The 25,821-nt window shown below is 52.8% G+C and carries 18 protein-coding genes; 7 read left to right on the top strand and 11 right to left on the bottom strand.

The window, feature by feature from the left end:
* Window positions 1-69: 69 nt before the first annotated feature.
* Both AC5E51_RS09225 and AC5E51_RS09220 read right to left on the bottom strand, forming a co-directional pair.
* A complete protein-coding gene (locus AC5E51_RS09225) occupies window positions 70-1,077 on the bottom strand; it encodes a hypothetical protein (RefSeq protein WP_068434835.1) in 1,008 nt (335 codons plus the stop codon).
* An 82-nt stretch (window positions 1,078-1,159) separates the two neighbouring features.
* Window positions 1,160-1,792 carry a LuxR C-terminal-related transcriptional regulator gene (locus AC5E51_RS09220; protein ID WP_301377859.1) on the bottom strand — a complete coding sequence of 211 codons (633 nt, stop codon included), beginning with the start codon at window positions 1,790-1,792 and terminating at the stop codon, window positions 1,160-1,162.
* A 185-nt stretch (window positions 1,793-1,977) separates the two neighbouring features.
* On the opposite strand from AC5E51_RS09220, the gene AC5E51_RS09215 reads away from it, so the two are divergent.
* Window positions 1,978-6,534: a hypothetical protein gene (locus tag AC5E51_RS09215; protein ID WP_491778461.1), complete on the top strand. Its 4,557-nt coding sequence runs from the start codon at window positions 1,978-1,980 to the stop codon at window positions 6,532-6,534.
* A 110-nt stretch (window positions 6,535-6,644) separates the two neighbouring features.
* Here AC5E51_RS09215 and AC5E51_RS09210 read toward each other — a convergent pair whose 3' ends face one another.
* From AC5E51_RS09210 to AC5E51_RS09200, 3 genes are all read right to left on the bottom strand, one after another.
* A complete protein-coding gene (locus tag AC5E51_RS09210; protein WP_297533316.1) occupies window positions 6,645-8,762 on the bottom strand; it encodes a TRAP transporter large permease subunit in 2,118 nt (705 codons plus the stop codon).
* A gap of 252 nt (window positions 8,763-9,014) precedes the next feature.
* Complete coding sequence (locus AC5E51_RS09205) at window positions 9,015-10,529, bottom strand: vanadium-dependent haloperoxidase (RefSeq protein ID WP_491778460.1); 1,515 nt, start codon at window positions 10,527-10,529, stop codon at window positions 9,015-9,017.
* A gap of 344 nt (window positions 10,530-10,873) precedes the next feature.
* Window positions 10,874-11,431, bottom strand: coding sequence for a gamma carbonic anhydrase family protein (locus AC5E51_RS09200; protein WP_491778459.1), 558 nt, complete (start codon window positions 11,429-11,431; stop codon window positions 10,874-10,876).
* 104 nt (window positions 11,432-11,535) lie between these two features.
* Between AC5E51_RS09200 and prlC the strand changes: the two genes are divergently transcribed.
* On the top strand, window positions 11,536-13,596 hold the full coding sequence (gene prlC / locus AC5E51_RS09195; RefSeq protein WP_491778458.1) for an oligopeptidase A: 2,061 nt from the start codon (window positions 11,536-11,538) through the stop codon (window positions 13,594-13,596).
* The gene (locus tag AC5E51_RS09190) at window positions 13,593-13,904 is read left to right on the top strand and encodes a YheV family putative zinc ribbon protein (protein WP_491778457.1); all 312 of its coding nucleotides are present in this window, start codon (window positions 13,593-13,595) and stop codon (window positions 13,902-13,904) included. Before prlC ends, AC5E51_RS09190 begins: the two co-directional genes overlap by 4 nt.
* Before the next feature lie 186 nt (window positions 13,905-14,090).
* Here the strand turns inward: AC5E51_RS09190 and AC5E51_RS09185 are convergent, their stop codons facing one another.
* Both AC5E51_RS09185 and AC5E51_RS09180 read right to left on the bottom strand, forming a co-directional pair.
* Window positions 14,091-14,447, bottom strand: a complete 357-nt coding sequence (locus tag AC5E51_RS09185; protein WP_301388348.1) for a porin — start codon at window positions 14,445-14,447, stop codon at window positions 14,091-14,093.
* 107 nt (window positions 14,448-14,554) lie between these two features.
* Entirely contained in the window at window positions 14,555-15,328 is a 774-nt protein-coding gene (locus AC5E51_RS09180) for an alpha/beta hydrolase (protein WP_301388334.1), read from the bottom strand.
* A 137-nt stretch (window positions 15,329-15,465) separates the two neighbouring features.
* On the opposite strand from AC5E51_RS09180, the gene AC5E51_RS09175 reads away from it, so the two are divergent.
* Together AC5E51_RS09175 and AC5E51_RS09170 are read left to right on the top strand one after the other, a co-directional pair.
* Window positions 15,466-17,244: a COG3014 family protein gene (locus AC5E51_RS09175; RefSeq protein ID WP_301388333.1), complete on the top strand. Its 1,779-nt coding sequence runs from the start codon at window positions 15,466-15,468 to the stop codon at window positions 17,242-17,244.
* A 4-nt stretch (window positions 17,245-17,248) separates the two neighbouring features.
* Window positions 17,249-17,836, top strand: coding sequence for a penicillin-binding protein activator LpoB (locus tag AC5E51_RS09170; protein ID WP_068435438.1), 588 nt, complete (start codon window positions 17,249-17,251; stop codon window positions 17,834-17,836).
* A 273-nt stretch (window positions 17,837-18,109) separates the two neighbouring features.
* Here the strand turns inward: AC5E51_RS09170 and AC5E51_RS09165 are convergent, their stop codons facing one another.
* Complete coding sequence (locus AC5E51_RS09165; RefSeq protein WP_297533306.1) at window positions 18,110-18,334, bottom strand: hypothetical protein; 225 nt, start codon at window positions 18,332-18,334, stop codon at window positions 18,110-18,112.
* 246 nt (window positions 18,335-18,580) lie between these two features.
* On the opposite strand from AC5E51_RS09165, the gene AC5E51_RS09160 reads away from it, so the two are divergent.
* Window positions 18,581-19,639 (top strand): LPP20 family lipoprotein, encoded by a 1,059-nt coding sequence (locus AC5E51_RS09160; RefSeq protein WP_301377855.1) that lies wholly within the window; start codon window positions 18,581-18,583, stop codon window positions 19,637-19,639.
* 4 nt (window positions 19,640-19,643) lie between these two features.
* Here AC5E51_RS09160 and AC5E51_RS09155 read toward each other — a convergent pair whose 3' ends face one another.
* Both AC5E51_RS09155 and AC5E51_RS09150 read right to left on the bottom strand, forming a co-directional pair.
* Window positions 19,644-20,759, bottom strand: coding sequence for a fatty acid desaturase (locus tag AC5E51_RS09155; protein ID WP_491778456.1), 1,116 nt, complete (start codon window positions 20,757-20,759; stop codon window positions 19,644-19,646).
* Window positions 20,760-20,865: 106 nt separating this feature from the next.
* Window positions 20,866-23,562: a CHASE domain-containing protein gene (locus AC5E51_RS09150; RefSeq protein WP_491778455.1), complete on the bottom strand. Its 2,697-nt coding sequence runs from the start codon at window positions 23,560-23,562 to the stop codon at window positions 20,866-20,868.
* A gap of 339 nt (window positions 23,563-23,901) precedes the next feature.
* Between AC5E51_RS09150 and AC5E51_RS09145 the strand changes: the two genes are divergently transcribed.
* The gene (locus AC5E51_RS09145; RefSeq protein ID WP_488072964.1) at window positions 23,902-24,870 is read left to right on the top strand and encodes a hypothetical protein; all 969 of its coding nucleotides are present in this window, start codon (window positions 23,902-23,904) and stop codon (window positions 24,868-24,870) included.
* 47 nt (window positions 24,871-24,917) lie between these two features.
* On the opposite strand, the gene htpX is transcribed toward AC5E51_RS09145, so the two are convergent.
* A complete protein-coding gene (gene htpX, locus AC5E51_RS09140; protein ID WP_491778454.1) occupies window positions 24,918-25,811 on the bottom strand; it encodes a protease HtpX in 894 nt (297 codons plus the stop codon).
* Window positions 25,812-25,821 lie beyond the last annotated feature (10 nt).

Below are 25,821 nucleotides of genomic sequence, written 5' to 3'. Positions count from 1 at the left end.
CTATCTATTGCCTGAATTGTTCAAAAGGTCAGAAAAAAGGGCCCGAAGGCCCTGAAAAGAACGAAGAAGTTACTCTCCGGAGGTGAAGGCTTTCAGAACTTCGTCATTAGTCAGGTCGATGGCCTGAAGTACACCACGCGCATAAATGACAGGATCAGCATTCACAGTGACTTCAGTGGTATCAGATGAACCACCGCTGACCATACCTAACAGTCCGCTGAATGCATTCGCCGCTTTCTGAGCACCTGAGGTGGTATCTTCAGTTTCGCCGTACGCGCCACCAATAATGACCGGCGTTTCAAGTTGGGCGTAGCCTGATTTGTTACTGAATGTCCCGGACACCCCACGCAGGAATGAAATGCCGGAATTTGGCTGTACGTTAATCGCCTGACCAAAGGAAACTTCTGCGCTGTAGGTACGTTCACCCGTGTTGTAATCCATTGAGCGGTCCGTCTGGCCCGACAGGTTGGCGAAGTGAACACGGTAATCGGCCATGATCACCGGGTAGTCCAGATCTCCAGCCAGTTTCGCTAAGTCATAAACCATGGGCACGCCAGGTACCGCGGGATACGACTTGTAGTAAAGGAGATCCATTCCTTCTGGAGTAAAGGTCAGGGTTTTTCCTTTATCACCTTTAAAGAAAGAGCCAACAGAAGAGGGCTGATACGGGGTTTCCAACGTATCAATTTTTTCCCAGTCTTTGTTGGCCGTAAGTTCTTTATAACTGCGGATAACGTAACCGTCTGCCTCCAGTTTAGCGACGAAGTTCTTGTAAGCTTCCTCCGTAATGGCTTGCATAGTTTCTTGCGGAATGCCTTTCAGTTCAGATTTAAGAATGGCTTTTGCGTATGCCCGGTCTTTGCTGAACATGCCACTTTCGGAAGTCGCCGAGGCCTTATCTTTGGTAACAAAGGTTACGGAAAACTGCCCGAGGTAAACTTCTTTGCTTCCCTGTACTTTCTCGAGATTGTCTGTAACTACTTCAATTTTTTTCTCTTCGGCTTCGCCGCCTCCCATGCTGGCACATCCGCCAATAGCAAGTGTCAGAGCGATGAAAGGAACTGCTAACGTTTTCATGATTGTCTCCCTTTAAATAACTTCCGAAGTCTAGTAAGAAGTGCGTTTTCAAAAACCCCATATTCATGGGGTCAGAGTCCTTTTATGGGTCAATCAGGCCCATATTGACGGCCTTTACTGCAGCCTCGGCCCGATTCGAAACCTGCAATTTCTGATACAGAATTTTCATATAGCCCGAGACTGTATTGGGCTTCAGCCCTAGAGCATCAGCCGCCTGCTTTACGCTCAAACCATTAGCAATCAGGTGCAGAACATCACGCTCCCGGTTTGTCAGCTCGACTTTTTCACTGTGGCCAGGACGAAAATAATTCAGAACCTGTAAAGCTATTGATGACGACAGCGGTGGACGCCCATCCATGATTCCGCGGAGCGAGGCAGTAAATTCATCGTTCGTTTCATCCTTGAGCAGATAACCATCTGCGCCCGCCCGCAATGCAGGAAAAAGATGTTCTGAGTCATCGAAGATGGTCGTAACCACACACAGAGTTTCGGGCTTTCTTTCTTTGATATGACGGATGATGCTCTCACCGCGCCCATCGGGTAATCCGAGATCAATTAAGGCAAGGTCAATGGACGGAAGCACCAGGTGACGCAGTGCCTCGGTAACCGATTCGGCCTGATGTACAGCGACGCCCGGAAAGATGTCTTCCGCCCGTTCCGTCAGCCATTCGGCAACGTCGGGAAGGTCTTCAACAATCAATACTGTTTTTATCATTCAGATAGCGCTCCTGTGCCCTCAGTCATAAAAACTGACAGGTCTGTTCAGGAAACGGATGATATCTATACCCTTTTCATTAGGGTAGCCACACTTTAGGACCCCCCTGAACATGGGTGCCCTACCTCCCCTCCTCAGAGTTAACGTTTCGGGCTGATAAAACCCCCTTTTCTGAGGCCACGTTTATGGAACGTATTAAGATGGAACGCATTGCGCTCGCAGGGATATTTGCGGGTTCATTGTTGCTGAGCGGCTGCGGCAGCTCGTCCGGGTCGAGCTCCTCCGATGCTCAACCCACACCCGGTAACCCCACTACGCCAGAGGCTCCGGTTACGACACAAACGGTATCGGGTACCGCAGCGATTGGCGCAGCCATTACTGACGGAACTGTGACAGCGGTCTGCTCTGACGGCAGCAGCTTTACTGAAAGTGTGACCACCGACGCTAACGGTAACTGGTCAGGCGAAGTCGCCGATGGTGCGATGCCCTGTGCTCTGCAGGTTACAGGTGGCAACCCGCCCGTCACTCTGCACAGCTACGTAGCGGCTCCGGGTACGGTCAATATCACACCGCTAACCGATTTGATTATGGCTTCAGCCACCGGCGAGAACCCGGCAGACTGGTTCGCGAATTTCGATGGCACTGCGGTAGACACATCGACAGCGTCGACTGATCTGCTGAGTTCGTTTGCATCCAAAGGATTCAATATCCCGGCAACTGGCAACCCAATGACAACGCCTTTCGCAGCCGACGGCTCTGGCTGGGATGGTCTGCTCGATGACATTGGTGAAGCCATTGAGAATGATCCGGCCATTGCGGATTACGATGCTCTCGTCACACTGGTCAAAGACGGCAATCTGGCGAATCTTCCGGCTCCGGCACCCGCAGAGATGTTCAGTATTTCCGGGACTATATCTGGCGCAACGGGCATAGTGATCTGGGAAACTCTCGTTGCTGGCAATATTGTTCAGGACGGTGGAAACACGAACGGCGCTGTGACTTTCTCGCCGCTTGCTGGCATCACCGAAGGCAGTAACTGGAGCGTAGTTATTAACACAGCCCCTGCCGGTCAATCCTGTGAGGTCGCCAACGGCAGTGGCACCCTTTCTGCCAACATCACTGACGTCGCGATCACCTGTTCGGACATAGTGACCGGCCCAACCAATTACAGTATCAGAGGTACTGTCTCGGGCGCATCAGGCAGTGTGGTGTGGGAGCTATCGAGGGATGGTTCGTTCTTTAACGATGGCGGCGCGACGAATGGCGCAGTGACGTTCACTGATGCCATGGCCAGCGGCAGCGTCTGGGGGCTGACCATCAATACCGCACCGGCAGGCCAGACATGCAGCGTCACCAATGGCTCAGGCACCTTAAGTGGTGACGTCAGTAATGTCGCCATCACCTGTGAAGATGATGTCATCACACCTCCACCAACACCGGGTGAAGCGCTCTACGACTTTTCTGGTCTGAATCTGGACCCTGAACTGCCTGCAGGCTTCACGCCCATTGCCCCACAGGCATCGCCGATTGATCCATCAAGCAATATTGCCAGCCTGTATGCACAGCTCGCAGCGCAACAACAAGAAGCGATATTTGCGCCGATTCCTGACGAGCTCACCCGCTCGGTAGACAATATTACGACTGGCAATAGTTACCAAATTACCGAAACCACCGCGACCTATAACTGGCAAAGAGTGACCAAAGTAAGTATGGGTGCCGATGCCGTCGCCGACACTAGCGATGACTTCATCATGAGCTATACCATTTCTCCTTTTGGTTACCTGGGCGTGTCGTATAGCTTTGATCATCCCGGACAGGATGGCGTGTGGTATACCGAAGACGATATCGCAGCAAGCAGCAATGGCGGCGCGGTAGTCATTTCGCAGGAAAGCCCGCTTGAATTTGAAGGCGCCAGCGAAGGCGCAATCCTGAGCATACCGTGTCTGAGCTCAGGCCCGGATGGCATAATCTTCACCCAAGATGATTCACCGGGATGTGTCCTTGGGTACCAGGTGATCGTTATCGATGGCGAAGGCAATCGCGGGCAGGTCGTCAACTACAAATACAGTGGTGCAGATGGCGTCTGGTTCACCGGTGACGACGTAGTCGACAGCTATGTCACCGTCACTACTGACCTTAGCATTCCTCAGACCGTCACCGCCGTATACGACGATGAGGGCGAGGACGGCATCTGGTTTACCGATGACGACGTCGTCGACACTCACGTCCAGCAGTTACTGGGCGATAACTACCAGCCGCTGTATGCAGCAAACTATACCCTAGCCGGTAGTGATGCCACCTGGTTCACTGCCGACGACTACGCCAACGGTTACAGTTACTACGGCTATAACGAAGACGGCGATCTACTGATTATTGCCAATCACAGAGGCCCGGGCTTCGATGGCGAGTGGTTCACCGCTGACGATTTCGCCAGCGGCACCCTGTCATTCACTTCAGAAACCGATGCCGGCAACGTCAGCATCAGCGCACGGGTGAACGGCATGGGTCCGGACGGAAAATGGCTGAGCGGCGACGACAATATCTACGGTTACAGCTACCGGATGTATGACGACGCCAACAACGAGCTTGAGCGTGCGGATTTCAGCAGCAAAGGCGCGGACGGCCTCTGGTTTACCTCGGACGACCTGCCGACAGCCTCGTACAACTACTTGAAGTACGAACGCGATACCGAGGGGCGTGTGCTTAAGCAGTTTTACTATGACCCCGCGCGCGATCCGAACGCCCCGGCATTCAGCGACAGTCAGATCTATCGCTACAAAGTGTATTCTGCGGATTTCTCCAACAGTCTCGACGTCGGCACAACCGCGTTCGGTAACGATGATATTCCTCTGACGGAAGACGACACTCTGGCTTGGCCATACTCTATCGCCACAGACACAGGCTACGACCAGTACAATCAACCGGGGCCGGATGCTATATGGTTTACCGACGATGACGTACGCAGTGGTTACATCATCGAGACCTATGATGGTAGTCGCCTGATCGTAAGCGAGCGCTACGACATCAATAACACCCTGCTGTTCTATATTGAGTACACCGAACTGTCATCAACGTCTTACCGCATTGAGGAATTTGTGCTCAATGATTCCGGCGCGTTCGTCCTTGCTGGCTATCGCGAGATCGACGAAGACGCCTATGGCAATCCGCTGTACACCACCTGGTTCAGTGCCGCCGGAGACATCAGCAATGTGTCCTACACCGAGCGCAATTCGGACGGCCTGATCGTGCGTGAAAGCGGTGCCTACAGCGCAGGGCCAGACGGTATCTGGAAGACCGATGATGACTTCACTTACTATTCACTAAGTGAGTACAACGCAGAAGGTGAACTGGTCATGTCAGCCAGCGAGTATCAGGGCAGCGATGGCCTGTGGGACACCGCCGATGACCGCTACACCGTAAATGCCATTTATCTTCTGGATTATGGCACTGATACGCTGGCAATGAATGCAGGGTTTACTACAAATGCATGTGCGGACCTCGTGGCTGGAAGCGGAGACATCTCCGTGATGGTGCGCGACGCCAACGGCGCAGCAATCGCAGGGGCTATCGTAATGCTGAACGACAACGATGCCACGGTCACAACGGATGCGTCTGGCATCGCTTCATTCACGGGGCTGTCGGGCACTCAGAATGTGCACGTATTCAATGACGGCTACGGCTACGAGAGCTTCTACTGCGTTGTTCCGGGGCAGGATATCACCCTGTACTCTGAGCTTGACCAGCTTGGCGTGGCGGCAGATCGCTCCTATGTGCCCTTTTATAACGACACCGGCGACAGCTATGTACTGGCGCTGCTTGACGATAACCATCAGCCAGTGAACGAAGCTGATCGCTTTCTCCTGACATCCTACGCAGCCAACTATTACTACCAAGACCTCTACTTCGACGTTCCGGTTGGCACTGAAGTCACAGGAAATCTCTGGGCCTTCAAAGTCGAGAGTGGTGTCATTACCGGTGCAGAAGATCTGGGCAGCCAGACCTTCACGACCATTCCTGCTGGAGAAAATCCGATCGTCAGTGAACGTGAGCAGCTGTCCATTTCGTTTACTGCCACGGATCTGGTTCCGGTGGCTCTGCAAGGGGCTTTCGCAGTGCCAGTCGCAGGCACTTACTACTCCAGCATCACGCTTGGTGGCTTCCTCTCTCTTGGTTTCGAGTACGACTATGCGACTCAGAACTACCCTGCGAAATTGCCGGGTATCGATATCGACCTGCCGGATGCCACTCTGGTGAGCATGGCCTACACCGAAACCTGGGAGTACTGGCAGCCTCGCAGCCTGCTGGACCGCAGCGGCGATATTGTCGAGCACTCAGTAGTGACCGGTATTGCCTATCGCCCATTGATCGAAGGTCAGGACGACAGCAGCGCGAACCCAACCATCAGTTGGACACCTGTCCGGGACCGCATCGATGGTTACAGTGATCTGACGACGCTGAAACTGGGGACGACTTCGAATAGTGGTGGCAACCAGACTGCCTGGGCAGTTCACTTGCCCGCAGGTGAATCAACGGTCACCCTGCCGTCCTTGCCTCCTGGTATGACAGATACTGTGCTGCCAGAAAGTGAGTACACACTTATGCTGGAAACAACGGCCTTCATCGATATGGATTACGACGAAGTAATGGGTACCGTCGATATCAATGATATCGACTACAGCATTGCCACTGAGCGGATGCGCACCAGTTCGCTGGAGGCGAATGCACCTAAGCTGATGCGCTGAGTACCGTTCGCGCATAACGAAAACAAAGCAACAAAAAACGGGGCCAATGGCCCCGTTTTTTGTGTCAGATTCCTCAACAATCACTCATCCGAAGTTGAGAACTGATACTCTCAGGAATACCCAATCGCCAATGGTATAAAGGCAACAATCATCAGAGCTGTCGCCATCGTCACCAGCGGCAACAGGATCTTCTCATGGCGGTACCAGAAGTTTTCGCCGATCACTTCTTCTTTCGACAACCGGACTTCTTCTTCACCGACCACCTGACGTGTTAACAGGTGGTTAAGCGCAACAGGTGGGCTCAGATAACCCAGTTCGAAGGCCACCAGAGTCACCATCCAGAAGTGCACCGGATCAATGCCCGCCTGATAAGCGATACCTGCGATGGATACGCTCACCAGCACCACGGCGCCGTATGGGTCCATGATCATGCCGATCACCACCAGTATCGATACGAGCACTGCCATCGCCAGCCATACTGAGTTGAAGTCCACCGGAATATACGACATGAGTTCAGCGCGTTCGACAACGCCGCCAAGACTCATCGACATGCCCATCAGCATCAGCAGCGCACCGATATGAACGATTGCTTCCGTGGTCGACTCGCGCAGGGTTTTCTCCATGCTGTCGCGGCCGTGTTTCAGGTCCGCGAACGAGTTCGCCAAACGTGACTCAACGTAGTCTGCGTTCAGATTCTCACGTTTAAGAAGGCCTTTTTCCTGCGCAATACGCTCATAAGCAATAATCGCCAGCAACAGCACAGGAAGAATAATAGGTGCAGAAAATTCGTCGAGATACGCATCCAGCAGCACTGCATAGATGCCCAGAACAAGGGCAATAATGATGACGTACGGAATCAGCGGACGCAGCGATGTGAAGAACTGCGACCAGGCATCATTGCTGAAATTCGCTTTATTCGACTCGCCTTTGCGGGTAAGCAAAGCGTAGAGGGCAAACAGCGTGGTCGTCAGCAAGAAGATTTTCACCCCCCAGCCAAACAGCTGATCTGTGGTTACTTCTTTATTAAGTGCCGCAACGATAACGACCAAGAGGCATGGACGCAGCACCACACCCAGGGAGCCAGACATCGCAGTTGCCGCCAACGCCAGCTGACGACGCGTGCCTGCGCGACGCAACTCAAGATAAATCAGACCACCGACAGCGATAACGAAAATACCCGAACCACCGGTGTACGCCGTAGGCAGTGCAGCGAGAATGACGAGCACGACCGAAAAGATCTCCGGCGCCAGATTGAAAGGCCGGAATATATTGAACACCTTCTGCGCCATATCGGTCCGCTTCAGCAGCATACCGATCCACACATACAGACCGACATTCAGGAACAGTTGTGACATTTCCATCATCTGATTCAGATGGATAGCAACGCCCGCCGGATGACCACTGAGAATAAAGTAAAGGCCCGTACCAATCGCCATGCTCGCATACAAGGGCACAGATAACTGAGCACGGAGGAAGCTGCCGCCCGGCTTAGCGTCATCAGGAATGACGAAGAACTGATAGATAGAGATAAATATCGGAGCCGCGAAACCCGCTATCCACATCCAGTGCAGAACGGCGTGCTCTGTAGAAACGTCGACGCCCGCGGAGAAAACGATATCTTTGAAATTCCAGACCGAATCAAACAGGACGGCGAACGCAATGCCCTGAGCTACCGCCGCGACACGGTAGTCCATCACGGTTTCCATGGGCTTCAGCGCAATATGGTGACGACGGAACAGCGCCGTTCCACCGCAAATCAGTACCAGCACCGCAAGCAGGATACGCTCTGCTGAAAGACCGATATCACCCAGCTTGGATACCGCCAGCTCTACTGAACGGAATACCTCAACCCCTGCAGTGATCTGATCCATGTTCTCTGCATAATGCTGATGTTTCAGCTGGCAACTCGCCTTAGAAGCGGTCAGAGACTGACGAAGCACCTCTGGACCGGGAGGTGGAGCAGCAAACAGATCAAATTCATCCGCCGGTGGCGCAGCCTCTATGCGCTTCTGAACCTCAGCATCAATGTCCATCTGCGGGTCGCAGGTTGGCTCAACCGGGTCCTGGCGCAGCTGGAAATACCCTTCCCATACCGACTCGCCCAATTGCAGAAGCTGGCCATGAACGGTATGGCTGGTGTTCAGCAGGATAACGAAAACTAAAATCAGAAAAGCAGGCAGCGCCATCGACCATTCAAGCGCCGCATTAACATTGCGTTGGTTATGCATCAGAGATTGCCCCGGAAACGTCTTTTTTTTCTTATAGTGAATGCTGAAACTGCTGTACTGGTCAGCATTTATACAAACGCCGGTAAGATCTGTTTTTTATAGACACATGTCAAGAAACTTTACCCAGCAGCAAGCGGCTGGCGCATGATGCGCGGTGCCAGATCCAACACATACTCATCAGCGCTCTTTAAAAGAAAACGGGGCCAATGGCCCCGTTTTTATCGCTACATAAGCAACTAGCAACTCAGCGGCTTACCACCACTTCTTGTTGCTGTATGTCGCTGGGTCACGCAGTGGCTGGCTTGGACCACGCTCTGGCGCAGTACCATCGATCAGAGACTGCATGTAGTCGTAAGCCATATCACCGAAGTCACCACACAGTGCCAGAGACTCATCAACGGCTGCCTGGAAGTGAACACCTGCCCAAACGCGGCTCTGACCACAATCCTGCTCGAACTCACTCCAGGTATTGAATACCAGAGTGGTATCCGCTGCTGGCGTCAGGCCTGGCTCGATGCGGGAAGAACCTGCCGGGTACTCAACCGGGAAGCCCAGCATGTCATCACCCAGGAACGCACGCGCAGACTGAGAGTGCGCTGCACAGAAACAAGAAGATGCTGATGGATACTCAGGGTGATCTGCTTCTTCCATGTAAGCGCGCCACTGGTTCGCTGGCAGCATCACAGTGCCTTCACCCGGACCGCCCCAGGCTTCAACAGGCTGATCGCCGTAGATGTGCTGGATTGCAGAGAATGGACGAACGCCATCGTACTCAGCCTTTTCCTGCCATACGAAAATACCGGCATCGAACGCTGCCATGTTGGTCAGGAAGTCCAGCTGGATAAACTCAAGCAGAGACAGTCCACGAGACTGAGCCGCGAACACAGCAGAGAAACCAAGTGAGAAAATCTTGTTATCAAACAGTTCCGCTTTCAGCTTCTGCTCTTCGGTCAGATTCGCAGACGCAACCAGAACTTCGTCAGCCTGTTGCTTATACAGGTGCTTGAAAGGCGCAAAGCTCTTTGCAGGCCAAGGCACACTGAAACGCTCTGGATCATCATAAGAATACGGCTCAACGTTCGCGTACTGAGGTGTTACGAACTGCTGAACTTTATAGAGACCCAGTCCTTTACGCTGAACATCTGGCTGCCACTTTGAAGGACGCTTGAGGTCATAAGCAGTGTTCTTTGGCTCATAACCTGTGTAGTCGGCATAAGGCTGTGGGTGCACATCTTCATTGATCCAACCAGCCTGGTTCATACCGTCATTCAGACGACCTTCTGCTACTGCTGCACCCGCAACGTTACCGATACCGACAGGAGTGGTCAGGTCAGTGCTGGTGTCATCAGGATCCAGACCTGCTTCAATCAGCATTCCACGCCATTCTGCAGTGCGCTGTGGCAGCAGCACTTTCAGCAGCTGATAAGACGCATACAGGGTCGCAATATTGATGTTCTCGTTGTCTACGCTCTCAGACGCAGGACGATTAGGAATACGTGAATACACACCTACCGCCGTTGGGTGGTAAGGCGCCGACGCGTCGTACCAGGCATTGGTCACCTGTGCTGTCACACGCAGAACCAGGGTTGCGTCACCCGCAGTCGCTGAGATGTCCTGGAAGATTGCAGGCGCGACTTTTGAGATCACCAATTCAACTGGCGCATTTCCTGTCTGCAGGTCGTAGGCAGAAGCCTGGTTTACAGCGATGGAGAGCAGAGCAGACGCTGCGAGAGCAAGCGGACGCCCCTTAAGAAGAGGGAGTTTCATAAGATTTTCCTTATCTGTTATTTAGAGTTTGCACCCAATACCGCCGAATACTTCCGCACGGCAGATAAGAATATGCGCCATTTTCATTTCTGATTCATTGCGTTTGACGGGTATTGCCATGACATAAAAGACAGGTTCAGGCCAAATAACGACCGCTGATCTTATTTGGCATAAAACGACTCAAAGGGCGACGCAAATTAACAACAACATGAAAGACTATTCGCGCCACTAGGTGACGCAAAGTCAATTCAGGACTCAATATTAATCATGAAGCTCGATTTTTTTGCTGATCAACGGAGCGAGCAAGGGAACTTTATTGGATTCACAAAGGTGACTGATAACCTTCAGTAATCAAAACCTTCCGCCATATGCTTGTCCTTGAGTTTGACGTAGTTCTTGGCGGTATAGGTAAAGTACTTGCGCTCTTTTTCGGTGATCGGCCTCGCCTTTTTGGCAGGTGAACCCATGTAGACAAAGCCACTTTCCAGCGTTTTTCCGGGGGGCACCATAGCGCCAGCGCCAATGATGACTTCGTTCTCAACAACAGCACCGTCCATGATCATAGACTTCATACCAACGAGCACCCGGTCCCCTATCGTACAACCATGCAGCATTGCCTGATGGCCAATGGTCACATCGTCTCCTATGATCAACGGATAACCGCCGGGGTTGTAGTCGGAGGCATGAGTGATGTGCAATACGGACCCGTCCTGAACCGACGTGCGCGCACCGATACGTATATGGTGCATATCGCCACGGATGACAGCTAAGGGCCAGACCGAGCAATCATCTCCCAGATGAACACCACCAATGACAACCGCGGTGCGATCAACAAATACCCGTTCGCCTAATATCGGAGTGATGCCCTGATAAGAGCGGATGTCTCGGTGTGAACTGCTCATGCTGTCTCCTTTCTCTTGCGGCTCTGCTTGAATTCCGGCCATTTGCCCCAAATACTTACTTCATTGCTTTCGAAAGTCTATCAGTCATTGGGATATCGCCACTTATGTCCAACCCGCTTCTGCAGGCACATGCCTTACCTCCTTTTTCAGACATCAATGCTGAGCACGTACTGCCGGCGGTTGAAGAGCACCTGAACACCAACCGTACCCGCATCAGCGAGCTGCTGGGTAAGTTCGCCAGTGGTGAAGCGACACCGACCTGGGAGTCGTTAATCGAACCCATGGACGAGTGGCACGACGAGTTGAGTAAAGCCTGGTCGCCGGTCGGCCACCTCAACGGCGTACTCAACAGTGATGAGCTGCGTGAAGCCTACAACGCCTGTCTGCCACTGCTGAGCCAGTACTGGACGGAGTTTGGCCAGAACGAAGACCTGTTCAAAGCCTACGACGCCTTGAAGAACAGCCCGGAATTCGACAATCTGAGCGTGCCTCAGAAGACGGCGATCAATAACGCGCTGCGTGACTTCCGCCTATCCGGCATTGATCTGCCAGCGGATAAAAAAGCGCGTTACGCCGAGATCCAACAGCAGCTATCAAAGCTGACCAGCAAATTCAGCGAGAACGTCCTCGACGCCACCGCCGCGTGGACCAAACACATCACCGATGCATCAGAGCTCGATGGCGTACCTGAATCAGGTTTAGGCCTGCTCGCTCAGCAAGCTCAACAGCGCGAACTCGACGGCTACGTGATTACCCTCGACTTCCCGTCGTACATGCCGATCATGAGCTACTGCACCAACCGCGAATTGCGCGAAGAGCTGTACACCGCGTTTGTCACGCGTGCCTCGGACACTGGCCCGAACGCCGGCGAGTTCGACAACAGCCAGAACATGAAAGACATCATGGCGCTACGCTATGAGCTGGCGACACTGCTTGGCTTCGACAACTACGCTGAATATTCCGTCGCGACCAAGATGGCGGAATCTGGCCAAGAAGTCATCGACTTCCTCAATGATCTGGCCGCCAAAGCCAAGCCACAGGCGGAGCGTGAATTCGGAGAGTTGAAAGCCTACGCCGCCGACGAACTGGGCATGACCGACCTGAAACCCTGGGACGTGACCTTCGCGGCGGAAAAACTGCGTCAGGCTCGCTACAGCATTTCTCAGGAAGACATTCGCCCGTACCTGCCGGTGAACACCGTGATTAAAGGCATGTTCGAAGTCGTCTCACGCCTGTACGGCATTGAGTTTGAAGAACAGAACGAGTTCGATACATACCACCCGGATGCGCGTTTCTTCCACGTCACCAAAGACGGTAAGCAGATTGCTGCCTTCTATCTCGATTTATACGCCCGCTCGAAAAAGCGTGGCGGCGCCTGGATGGACGACTGCCGCGTGCGTCGCTCCACCAAAGACGGCGTGCAGCTGCCGGTTGCCTATCTGGTCTGTAACTTCAGCCCAGCGGTCGGTGACACGCCCGCCCTGCTGACCCACGACGAAATGACCACCCTGTTCCACGAGTTCGGTCACGGCCTTCACCACATGATGACCGAGATCGACGTCAGCGCGGTGAGTGGCATCAACGGTGTGGCTTGGGATGCGGTCGAGCTGCCAAGTCAGTTTATGGAAAACTGGTGCTACGAGCCGGAAGCGCTGGCCTTCCTGTCGGGACATTATGAAACCGGCGAACCACTGCCACAGGAGCTGCTGGATAAGCTGCTCGCCGCGAAAAACTTCCAGAGCGCCATGATGACCATGCGTCAGCTCGAATTTGCGCTGTTCGACTTCCGCCTGCATCGCGAGTACAGCGACAGCAACCCAGTAACGGCCGAACAGATTCTGAATGAAGTCCGTGAAAAAGTGACCGTCGTACCCACGGTTGAATTCAACCGCTTCCAGCACAGCTTCAGCCATATCTTTGCCGGTGGCTATGCGGCCGGTTACTACAGCTATAAATGGGCCGAGGTACTGAGTGCGGATGCGTACTCACGCTTTGAAGAAGAAGGCATATTCAACCGCGATACCGGAGAAAGCTTCCTGAAAGAAATCCTCTCTCAGGGCGGTTCACGTGAAGCGGCTGAACTGTTTGAAGCCTTCCGTGGCCGCAAGCCGTCGGTGGAACCGCTGCTGCGTCATTCAGGTATTGAAATCCCGGAGGTGGCGTGAGCGACGCATCAAACGAATATCAGGCACCCAAACGTCCGCGCCGCTTTATCGCAGGTGCGGTCTGCCCCAAGTGCTCCGAAATGGACCGCACCGTAATGTACACCAACGACGACGGCGACGAAGTCCGCGAGTGCATCAGCTGTGACTACAGCCAGACAAGTAAGGAGCAAGCACAGGAAATTGCGCAGGCGGAAGGTCTGGCAACGGAACTCACCACACGAGTGACACCCGTCGATGGCAAAGCATTGCTGGACGAAGACGTTAAACCGCTGAAGATTATGGGCTTAGAAGATACTGACAGTAAGTAAATAGATCCTTCATCACACTTCACTAAAGTAGTGATGCGTCTTCGGGATATTTCCCGCTAAACTGTTGTCATAACCATCAGACATTACAACAGCACCCTAATACAAAACGGGCATTGCGGCAGGAAGCCGCAATGCCCGTTTTTATACCCGTATAACTGACCAGCCCGGAAGAAGAGAGCTGACCGTTCAGAATACATAGCTTATGCCGACACCAACTTCAGACTCATCGTCGATCTCGTCAGACGAGTTCTTTGTCGCGAAGACGTAGAGACCCACATCGTTACCCAGGTCGTAGGTTGCCCCCAAGCTAGCGCTCGTACTGTTCTCGGCCACATTATCAGATGCGCCATACTGCACCTGCACAGCCAGCTCTGTATTGATGGGGACTTCAGCAGATGCCAGCCAACCGGTCGTCGCCTCTGACTCTGCAAGTACATCGCGATGCTCCCAGAGAGCACCTAGCGCCACAGGTCCCAGTGGGTAACGAAGCACAAGACGAACAAGGTCGATGTCGTCGCCCTCGACCTCGGTGTCATAGGCAATGCCTGCACAGAGGGCGCGACGGTCGCTGCAAGGCCTGCGGCGATCACGCCTGTTCTGATTGTTTTCTTCATTTCTCTAACTATTTTTAATCCAGTCACGGTTAAAGGTCAGAGGCTATTGTCCTGTGCCCAGCGATCAAACTCCGGCATCACTCGTGGCAGACCTGTCCCGGTAACCAACATATGGTCCTGGTTGAAAAGCTCGACGAACTTTCCGTGTTCGAAACGCAGCGCTGTCGTCTTACCAATAGGCGTACGAACGATACGATCATCACTCCCTGCTATGACCAGAACCGGCGTTGTAATACGTTCTGGATAGACTTTACTGGCGCGTTTCTTATCGAAGAACCACATGGCCATCTCGAAGTAAGCCTTTCCGGATTCAGCTTTCAGCTGCACAAAGGCATCACGCATTAACTGCTCATCCTGTAGGTGCCCGGTGCTCCAGAAAAAGCTTTCCCATTCAGGCATCAAAGGCTTACGCCAGAAGCCCCAGCGCGAGAAATGATGTTGGAAAGTACGCAGCATAGAAGGGTAAGCCGCAAAAATGCCGGCCGCGGGCGCAGGTGCCAGCAACATCAGACCGGCGTGTTCCACTTCCTGAGCAACAAGTTGCGCGATAAGGCCGCCCATTGACCATCCGACAATAATCGGTGGTTGGCTCAGGCCGTTGATCAGTTCAATAAAGTCGTCACGATAATCCAGCAGACTGTTGTCTTTCATCGCCAGAGCGCCTTCAAGCAGGGGCAATTCATGATGACGCAGGGGCGGCGCATGAACTTCGTAACCACGCTCCTCGAATGCTTGCTTCATATCGTCCCATACTTCGGGATAACAGTAGGTTCCGGCAATCAATACAACAGGGGCTTTTGTCTTCGACATGAAAATAATCTCTTTTTTATCTGCTGGCCATAAATTAACAGAGCCATACTGTGCTGTCCCGGACAAATGCGTCCAATACGGGTGGCAGCTTGGCACGGGTAGGTTACACTCCTGAGTGTCGATGAAGGAGAACTGTTTTGATAGCCCGGCGACTGTTAACCCTGCTTTCAGCCCTGGTACTGGTCCAACTGGCTGGCTGCGCAACGTATGGAAGCGGTGTCCAACAGGCACTGACAGCGGTTGAAGAAGGTGATTACACCAAGGCGGCAACACAGATTCAGTCGTCTCTTTCTGCCGATGGCAAAGACCGCCTGCTCTACAACCTGGAGCTTGGCGTTATTCGTCACCTTGAAGGCAACTACGCAGAGAGTAATCGCCTGCTCGAAGACGCGGCTCGCATTAGTGAGGCGCTGAAGAAGAAACAACTCCGTGACAGTCTGGTCGTCATGATGAGCAACCCGCGCAACGCTGATTATGCGGGCAACACTCACGAAGAAATGATGATCTATTACTACAAGGCCCTGAACTACCTTGCGATTGCGGGACAATTGCCGCCCGGTAACGCTCGCCTCGACGCCATTGAAGGTGCGCGCATCGAATCCCGTCGCCTGTTACTTCGCCTGCAGGCCCTGCGCAATAACGAAGGCTCTTACAACCAGTACAAAGACAAAGAAGAACGCACCTTCTCAAAGGTCATGGACGTCTTCTCTGTGTTGGTCGGTAACCTAGTCGACACCGACGACCTCACCTATCGGGACGACGCCCTAGCGCATTACCTGACGGGCGTCAGCTTCGAAATGAACGACGAGTACGACAACGCCAGAATCAGTTATCTGAAAGCCGCAGAAAGTTACGAGTCCGGTTACTCAGAACAGTTTCAACTTGGCAACGGCATGGCTCAGCAAGCCTGGCTGGATGTTGCCCGAATGATGCGCAGAACCGGGTTTTCAGACAACGAAATAACTCAGATTACTGGCGGCAAACTGTCTGAATCGCAACTGAGCCTGCTGGACAGCGTTGCTGATAAAAGCCAGTTACTGGTGATTGAGCACAAGGGCCGCGTGCCCGAAAAGAAAGAGCTGAACCTACAGCTTTCAATCAATCCGAACCTGCGGGCTCTTGAGCTACAGCCGTACTTTTTTGAATACTCGCAAGAAGAGATCAACTGGTTCTACCTGCTGTATGCAGACAAGATGTTCTATGGTCTGGTGGCAGACTATCTCAACGCCACCCGTAATTTCCGGGTCGACTTTTTCACCAAGACCATATTCCTTGGCCCGCTGTACGACACCGCCGAAAGCATGGGCCTGACTAATGCCGTCGGCAGTTCCCTGAGGGTAGCTGTTCCTTATTACGGTCGCCCTCTCGATTACGGGCAAAGCCTGCTGACCATTGATCAACAGACCTGGTCTCTGGATCCGGCCGCCAGCCCGCAGTTGATGGCCATTCAGGAACAGATGAAAAATGCGGGGCCAGAGATCCGTGCTGCCCTGTCCCGCGCTGCAGTGAAAGCCATTACAGCGTCAGCGATCGGCTCGCAGGACTCCACTGGCCTTCTGGCCTTCGCTGGCAAACTTGCCGCTCAGCTCTCAGACGCGGCAGAAACCCGAAGCTGGTTACTGCTGCCTGGCGAAATACAGATCAGACGCTTGTTTCTTGAGCCCGGCGACCACACACTAACCCTCGACTCGCACCTGACCGACAATAGGCGGCAGCAAATCCAGAAGCAGGTATCCCTCAAACCGGGTGATATTCAGCTCTGGACTGTGCGCACGACGGGAGCTAATACAACCAGTAAGGCACTGCCTGAAAAGAATGAAGCTGCTCCTGAGCCGGATACTCAAGACGGAACTCCGACGACGGACTCCGTTCCAAAAACAGATAAACCGACCCGAAGACTGCCAACGAAGGAATGAAATTATGTTAAACCCTATTGCCCGATTCGCTGCCCTGACCATGGTTGGCGCAGCTGTTCTGACCGCTGGTTGCGCGACCAAAGTCAGTCGTGTTGATCCAGCAGAAGAAATCGCTCTGTCTGATCAGTGGAATAACAAAGATTCGGAGCTGGTCGCGACCGAAATGATCAACGACATGCTGTCGTTTCCTTGGGTGTCTGACTTCGAACTGGAAAACAATGAGCGCCCGACCATTATTATCCAGCGCATCGCGAACAAGTCGCACGAACATATCGCCGTTGATACCTTCGTTAATGACATCAAGCGCGCCCTGCTGCGCTCAGGTAAAGCAGACTTTGTCGTAGCTGGTGAAGAACGTGATGCCGTCCGTGATGAGCGTCGTGATCAGGAGCTGAACTCACGTAATGCGAAAGAGATGGGCCAGGAAGACGCGGCTGACTTTGCCCTGTCAGGTTCAATCAACAGCATCGTCGATGAAGCCGGTAAGAAGCGCGTAACTTTCTATCAGGTAGACATGAAGCTCATCAATATGGAAAGCAATCGCGAAGTCTGGAATGGCCAGAAGAAAATCCAGAAACTGCAGGAGCGTTAAGTTCTTCTTAACTTTCTTAGCTTCCCCAAAAAGCCTCGCTGGTATGACCAGAGAGGCTTTTTTAATGCATGGTCAAAAGCCACCAGAAACGTAATCAGAACAGGATGCGATATCCCGCAGTCACAGCCTGAGCATCGCCGGAGAAGCACGTGAACATCAGCTCGCCCCGCTCATCCGCCGAGACCGCGCCCTCGACGACAACTGAGTTGCTGCCCAGTGCAATATCACCGGCCGGTGAGGCCTCAAAAACACGACGATTACCGGTAGCATCTTCTATAAAAAACTCGCCTGATCGCCGGCAACGTCATCTGACACACCTATCTGCCAGTCGTTATCAGGAAAGGAAGCAGAGGAGCTTGTGTCGTCAAATAACACCAGTGGACTCGCGCTTTTCACCTTTAAGGTTTCAAAACCGAAGGTTTCGCCATCCCGGCATCCCGCTCCAACACAGACGCTCTCCTGAACGGCCAGTTCCTGTGTAATCACCTCGTCAGCCATCGGGTGTCCCTTTCAATTAGCAGGTTGTCGTCACAAGACAAATTTTTGCGAACAATTGCTTAATAAGTCACCACCGTCAAGTAATGTCTAATCTCGGTTACTGATTGTCACTGATGTTAGCTTTTTGCGGATGTGGGATATTGCGCCGCTTTTAACGGTCAGAGAGATGACATTCTCTCTTCGTATCAGGGTACACTCTACCCAACCCGATCGAACTGCTGCTTCAAGGACCTATTCGGACTGCCAATGATGACCAGATACCTGACGACTTCACTGATCCCTCTCACCCTCGCCATCAGCCTCCTGAGTGGCTGTAGCTCGCTGTATGAGAAGGACGACTCTGACGTGGTCCCCGACGATGTCACTCAGGTTCAGAGCCTGCCTGGCTGGGTGACACAGCAGCCGTCGGATAAAACGAAGGCATACGGTGTCGGCTCGATGGAAGTGTATGGGAGCCCGGACCAGGCACTGAAGCGTGCAGCTGATTTTGCGCGGGCTGATCTGGTCAGCCGCCTGAAGGTGACTATCTCAGCAACCAACTCAAGCCGCATTAACGAGTACACGTCTGACGGTGAAACCCGCCTGCAGAAAAACATCTCACAAGCCGTCAGCAGCACCATCCCGACAGTCACGCTGGATGAAGTCGTCATTCGCGACACGTATGTTGATGATAACTACGCCTACGCTCTTGCTGAGCTGGACCGAAGCGCGGCAGCGAGTCGTATTCAAGGACAACTACAGGAACTCGAGACCGAGCTGGAGATGATGCAAGCAGCACAGGTCACTGGCACCGGCAAGCTCGAACGCCTGCAGCAACAGTTACCTGCACTGGCTCTCTTTGCTCAACATGATCAACTGGCGGAGCAATATGCGTTTGTTGCCACCAGCAGAACCCGACCACAGGCCCCGCAGGCACTGCGCGACTACCGGGGAGATATTCTTGCTGCCGTGAAAGCGCTTGATGTCCGGCTGGTTCTGTTAGATGACGGCGCTCGCATTATGCGCGGCGGCTTATTTGAAACACTGACGAGCCAGGGGCTTCGACTAGGCGAAAGCGATAACCCAGACCTCAGCTTCGAAGTCAGCGCCAACCTCGACAGCCAGCAGCAGAATGGCAATTACTACGTATTTGCGAACGCGCGGGTGAACCTTCGAGACAGCAGCGGTAAGGTTTTAAGTTCGTTCTCAGACAGAGCACGTGGTGTGTCGGGCGTTCAGCAGAATGCCTTGAATAAAGCATCTGAGAAATTAGCAGAGCAGCTGTCAGAGGAACTGGCAGCCACTCTTACTCAGCGTCTTCGCTGACAGATCAGGCAGCCTGAGCCGCTTCAGGAGCTTGGGCAGTTACTGTGCGAGCTTCGAACTGCTCAGGCGTCATCAGGGTTGCGTTGTTTTCATCCCAGATAATGTAGCGCATCGAATGTGGAACATCTTTCAATGTCAGCCGCGTAACACTCTCAAACAACTCCCGGTTCTCTTCATGGCAATCGCGTAAACGGTAGTTAGGTATGCGCGCAGACAGATGGTGGATATGGTGATAACCAATATCTGCCGTGAACCAATGCAGGATTCGAGGCAGTTTGAGGTAGCTGGTACCTGCTAATGCCGCCTGATAGTAGTCCCAACCTTCGGTCGGTGACGCGTATGAGTTTTCAAAGTTGTGCTGAACCGTAAACAGTATAATCCCTGATGCGCCCGCCAACGAAAGAGCTACGATAAATACCAGTGCGAACTCAGCCGCACCAAATGCCATAGCCGCAAGGGTCCAGATACTCAGCAACGCAATATTGTTGCCGGTCATGTGGCGGAATTCTTTCCAGTCAGCCCAGTATCGCGTGCTGTAGTCAGAGGCCTTATTGCCTTTAAGCACATGCGCGATCAACCCGAACGTTCCCTTCAGCCAAGTGAAGCGTGGGTTAAACACGAAATAAAGAAAGCCCGCCAGAGGCCCCATGAACAACTTACGCTGACGCGCATAGCTGCGCTTTTGTTTCGGCGTCAGTTCAGCATATTCCTGAGTCGACAACACCGTCAGCGGGCCACGGTATTTCTCCCAGTTGCCATTGGTCGAGTGGTGATAATCATGATGTCGCGACCAGACGTACTGAGGAACACCGCACACAACACCAAAGATGAAACCGGCGATTTTATTGGCACGTGGCGACTCATACAGGCAATTGTGTCCACAGTCGTGGAGCATGACAAAAGCACGAAGCAGAAAAAGCGTAAGGAGCAGGACTACGCCGGCGGTCAGCAACAGAGAGACCTCGAGTGCAGCAATACCTGCATAGGTCAACGCGAAGACTGGCAAGAGCGTGGACAGCGTCTGCTTCAATGCAATACCGTTGTTGCGGACAGCGTACCGCTTAATCAGGTCATTTTTTGTTTTTCTGAGCACCTGTGCTCCGGTATCGATCTGCGTCATACCGCTCCCCTGAGAATTATTACAAAACGGAGACAGTCTAGCAGAACAATACGTTTCTGCAGCGGAACAATGTGAGCGAGGTCAATTCAGTCTACGCATGGCCCGTTTAGCCACATTTGCTAACCACATCCTGCACACAGCGGATCAGGCTCTCAGGATCAATAGGTTTGGCGACATGGTCATTCATTCCAGCAGCCAGACACGCCATCTTATCGTCATCCATCGCATTGGCCGTCATACCAATAATCGGGATTTCAGGCATCAATTTGCGAATCTCGCGAGTGGCGGCGTAGCCATCCATGACCGGCATCTGTACATCCATCAGTATAAAGTCGACCGCTGGTCTGGCCGATATCTGATCAACGGCCTCTCGACCGTTCTCAGCGACCAAGGTGCTGATACCGTGTTTACTGAGAAACTCCTGAACAATCATCTGGTTTACCTTGATGTCTTCAACAATCAGGGCGCACTTACCCTGAAGTTGACCACGACTTTCCAGAGCCCCTACATCATCAGCAGTGGCATCACCAACGGGCAGATGCAAGTACGCCAGAAATTCACTGCCCTGACCTTCTGTGCTTCGCACCAGAATATCGCCTTTCATCATGATGGCGATTCGGCGGGATATACTCAGGCCGAGGCCGGAGCCACCGTAACGGCGGCTGATCGAAGCATCCGCTTGTCCAAACGCGGCAAAGATATGCTCCATTTTATCGGAGGGAATACCGACACCGCTGTCAGTTACACGAATCTGAAGCTTCTCATCGTCTGCCTCGTAACTGATATCCAGGTCGATGTGGCCCTCACGGGTAAACTTGAATGCATTGCTAAGGAGGTTGAGGGTAATCTGCTCGATTCTCAATTCATCGCCTATCAGCACTTCAGGCACGTCATTAGCCAGCTTGATTCTGAAATCCAGTGAACTCTCATCGGCAATGTGCCCAAACAAAGCTTCCATCTTCCGCGCAATACGTCGCATACGCACAGTGGATTGTTCGAGCTCCATGTTGCCGGATTCTATTTTTGCGTAATTCAGCGTTTGATTAATCAGCCCCAGCAAGGTCACAGAAGCAAGATCTGCTTTCTGCAGGTAGTTCTTTTGTACGGGAGTTAGCGCCGTATCGAGCACCAATTTGAGAAATCCATTGATCGCATTAAGGGGCGTACGTAACTCATGGCTCATGTTGGCGAGAAACGCAGATTTGGCGTCACTGGCCGCATTCGCCCGGGATACGGCGTCGCTCAGTTCTGACGTTCGCAACTCAACCTGTCGCCGGACCGTTTCAATCTGCCCAGTGGTAGTCAGCACAAAAACCAGAAACAGCGTCGCAATCACAAACCCACCGGTCAGGATGACATAGCTGGTCCAGTCATTGCGCCCGTATACGTAATTCTCAGCAGGGAATATCTCCAGATGGTACTTACGTGTACCGAAGTAAGCGTCGTAGCTATGCATTGGCAGGTTGGAGTGCGCCTGCTCCGACGCTTCATAGATTGTCAGCCGCTCGCCATCCGTGACATCGTATAAATTAAAATACAGACCCGCCTGGCGAGATTGAAAAACGCTTTCACCAAGTATGCCACTGACCTTGAGTACACCGCTGGAATAGCCGACAAGTGCTTCATCGTCTTCAAGATCAAATACCGGCATGTACAGAAGGATCGCACGCTTCTTTCCAGTTTCCTGAGCGAGAACAATTGGTGCGGTTGCCACCGGAACATGCTCTATCGCCGCTTTGTCGAGCGCCGTTTTTGGCTCAGCGTTGGCTCCCAGGTTAAGTCCAAAGGCCCGGCGATTGCGTTCAAATGGATAGATATACAAGACCGGATAGTAGGTTTCCTGATCACTGGCTTCGATCAGGCGCCCGCCCTCAGCGAGCTCGGTGAAGGTAAAACCGTCGAAACCACGCTCACGGTAGAAAGTTTCCCAGCGGGCGCGGCCGCTATTGTCGACGACCTCTGTCCACCCGACGCCAAAGAATGCATCGTCACGGGACATCACCCGTTCGGAGAACCGGGCAAATTCCTCAGGCGTAACGAATTCACTTGCACTGAATAAGGCGGCATAAGCAATCAGCTTGTTTTCTGAAATCGTCAGCCGTGCGTCAACGAGCTGTGATAACTCATCAGCAGCGGCCTGAAGATCGCTGACAATCCGCTCCCGGTTAAACCCGACCGACTTATAAAAGAGTCCGAAAACCGCAGTAAGAATCAGCAGTATGGGCACCATCACTTTAATTTTACGATCACGGCTGTAGATCTTCTCAGGAGCTGCCAACACCATGATGACAGGCGTCACCAGTAGCGCTCCGATCGCGTCGCCAGCCCACCAGGTGATCCAGTTAAAGGCCAGGCGTTCTGTGACAATAAACTCGTTAACGTAGAGAGTGATATTACCAATCGTTGTACTGACGACACTGCCAAGGGCGACGACGACAAAACAGAAGCGAATCAGGTGAGGCAACTCATCCCAGCGGCTACGACCGGGGAGGTAAGTACGGTACAGCCATGCTCCGAACACCCCCTGCAAAGTTGCACCAGCCCCCATTGCCAGACCAGATACAAAAGCGGTCACCGACAACTCATTCAACGCTGACGTGGTGGTATACAGATTGGCAAATACAGCACCTGCCATAACCCCGACGAATGCAACGGTTCGGCTGAACAGGAGAAATGAGGCCAAGGCAACGCCAGCGGCTGGCCAGACAGCGGCGGCATAGTCAGGAGGAATGGCCAGTGCCGTGCCCAGACGAGCAAAGACAAAATAGGCCAGCGCAGCAATGAAAATTCTGACGAAGAACATACCACCGTCCGGGAACATAACTTTTCAAGTATAGACAAGGATTTGAGGTTGGCCTTCTCTCGATCAGAAGCCAATGGAGCTAGTCCGTTAACAGGTGGCTGGATGAATGCCATAAATGAACTAGTCTCTGAAGAGACCCGTCGACCTGCTCAGCCAGTCACTCGGACGTCATCACTCGTGAGATTGGCGTAACTGGGTAAGGCATTTCAGGTCAAACCTGCAAGTAGTGACTTGGTACGCAACTTGTTTTGAAGTGGCGCCTGTCGTCTCATACCACCGGCCGAAGATATCCGTTATAGTTGGTTTACTTGGCGACAATAACAATAATAGGAAGCCCCGATGGCAGAAAAAGACTACATTGCCATGTGGTATCACGCGCGCAAACCATACGGCATAACCGACACCATTTATTGGGGGTGGTACGACCCCGAAACCAACAGCACTGACTGGAAGACCTGGCAACACGCGGATGCTGACGGCATGGCGGGCTTCGCAAATATCCTCCGCCCAATGGGCTACCCCTGTTATCCGCTTCCTGTCTGTAACGAAACCAAAGTTCCGGGCTGGCGAGAAATCTGCAAAGCCAAAAGGGAATTCCAAACCGAAGAAGGCAGGAAGGTCGTAAACTGGAAGAAAACCTACGAAAACAGTCAGCACGACGCACTGTCGCCGGAAATTTCTTGTTTTTCAGAAGAAGAGACCACAAAACTGAACCAGTGGTGCAAAGAGCACAAGGTCAGCCCGGGTAGCCTGATCTACGCCGAACTCAGCAATATTGTTGCCGAACGCATGATTGAAGGCGACGATCCTTTTTACTGGTTTTATCCAGTCAACGTGCGCGGTGCGACAGGTATCCAGACCGAAAGCTTTAATCAGGTCTCTGGTTTTTACATGCTCACCAAGCCGACATCTTCTCCTCAGGAGTGGCAATCTCAGATGCGGCAACGCTTTAAAGGCAAACAACACTGGGCAAACTGGAAACTGGCAAACATTGGTAAGTGGGTTGGTATGACCGGCGTGAAACTGATCTACCGTATGACAAGTGGCAAACAGTTTTACATGGGTAGCTGCTCTAACATGGGCAGCTGGCCTCTGCCCGGCCAGGATAATCCACCCAAGCCAGATAACCGTCGCCTGGTTGCTGTGGCTCCGGGCACGGCCAACTACCCAATCTCGGCAACAACAACAGAATGGTACGGACAGCTGACACTGACCTTAAAGATGCACCCTCACATCTGCCCAGATCAACAGACCGTCCGGGATATTGCTGACGCATGGCGCGATGCGCTGCTGAAGAAAATACAATAAAAAAGCCCGCGAGAGCGGGCTTTTATTATTTGCAGAGGAAACGGTTGTTACTGCGAATTACCGTAGCGCTGCTGAAGTGCCTGTATGCGAACATCAAGCGGTGGGTGGGTCGCAAACAGGGCTGAAAACTTACCTTCACCACGGATACCGAATGCAACCAGCTCGCCTTTCAGCTCACTTGGCTGCTCGTACGTCTCTTTTAAACGCATCAGCGCCGACGCCATCGCAGCAGGGCTGACCAGCTCCGCGCCTGCCTGATCCGCGCGGAACTCGCGACGGCGACTGAACCATGCCACTATGGTCGAAGCCAGAATACCGAGAATAATCTCTGAAACGATGGTCGCTACGAAGAAACCAATGCCCGGGCCATTCTCATTCTTCAGAATCGCCTTATCGACGAAGTTACCGATAATACGGGCAAAGAACATAACAAACGCGTTCACCACACCCTGAATCAGAGCCAGCGTGACCATATCACCGTTCGCTACGTGGCCAATCTCATGACCCAGCACCGCTTTCACTTCTTCTTTACTCATGCGCTGCAGCAAGCCAGTAGAGACCGCCACCAGCGCATCATTTTTGTTCCAGCCAGTCGCAAACGCGTTCGGTGCGTCCGACTGGAAAATACCGACTTCAGGCATGCCAATGCCGGCTTTGTCTGCCAGTTCTTTTACAGTACTGACCAGCCACTGCTCTCCGGAGTTGTGCGGCTGATCAATGACCTGTACGCGCATGCCTTTCTTTGCCATCCATTTGGAAATGAACAGCGATACCAGAGAACCCGCCATACCGAAGACGAGACAGAAAATCAGCAGCGACTGGAGGTTAAGATCCGTGCCGTTCTGCTGAAAATACGAATCCACACCAAGTAGGCTTAGTGTGACGCTGGCAACCAGAATCACCGCAAGGTTGGTGGCCAGAAAGAGGAATATACGAAGCATCTTTGTGCTC

This window comes from Thalassolituus sp. (assembly GCF_984348125.1).
The sequence above is the reverse complement of the archived record's forward strand: the minus strand, read 5'-3'. Positions and strand labels throughout refer to the sequence as shown.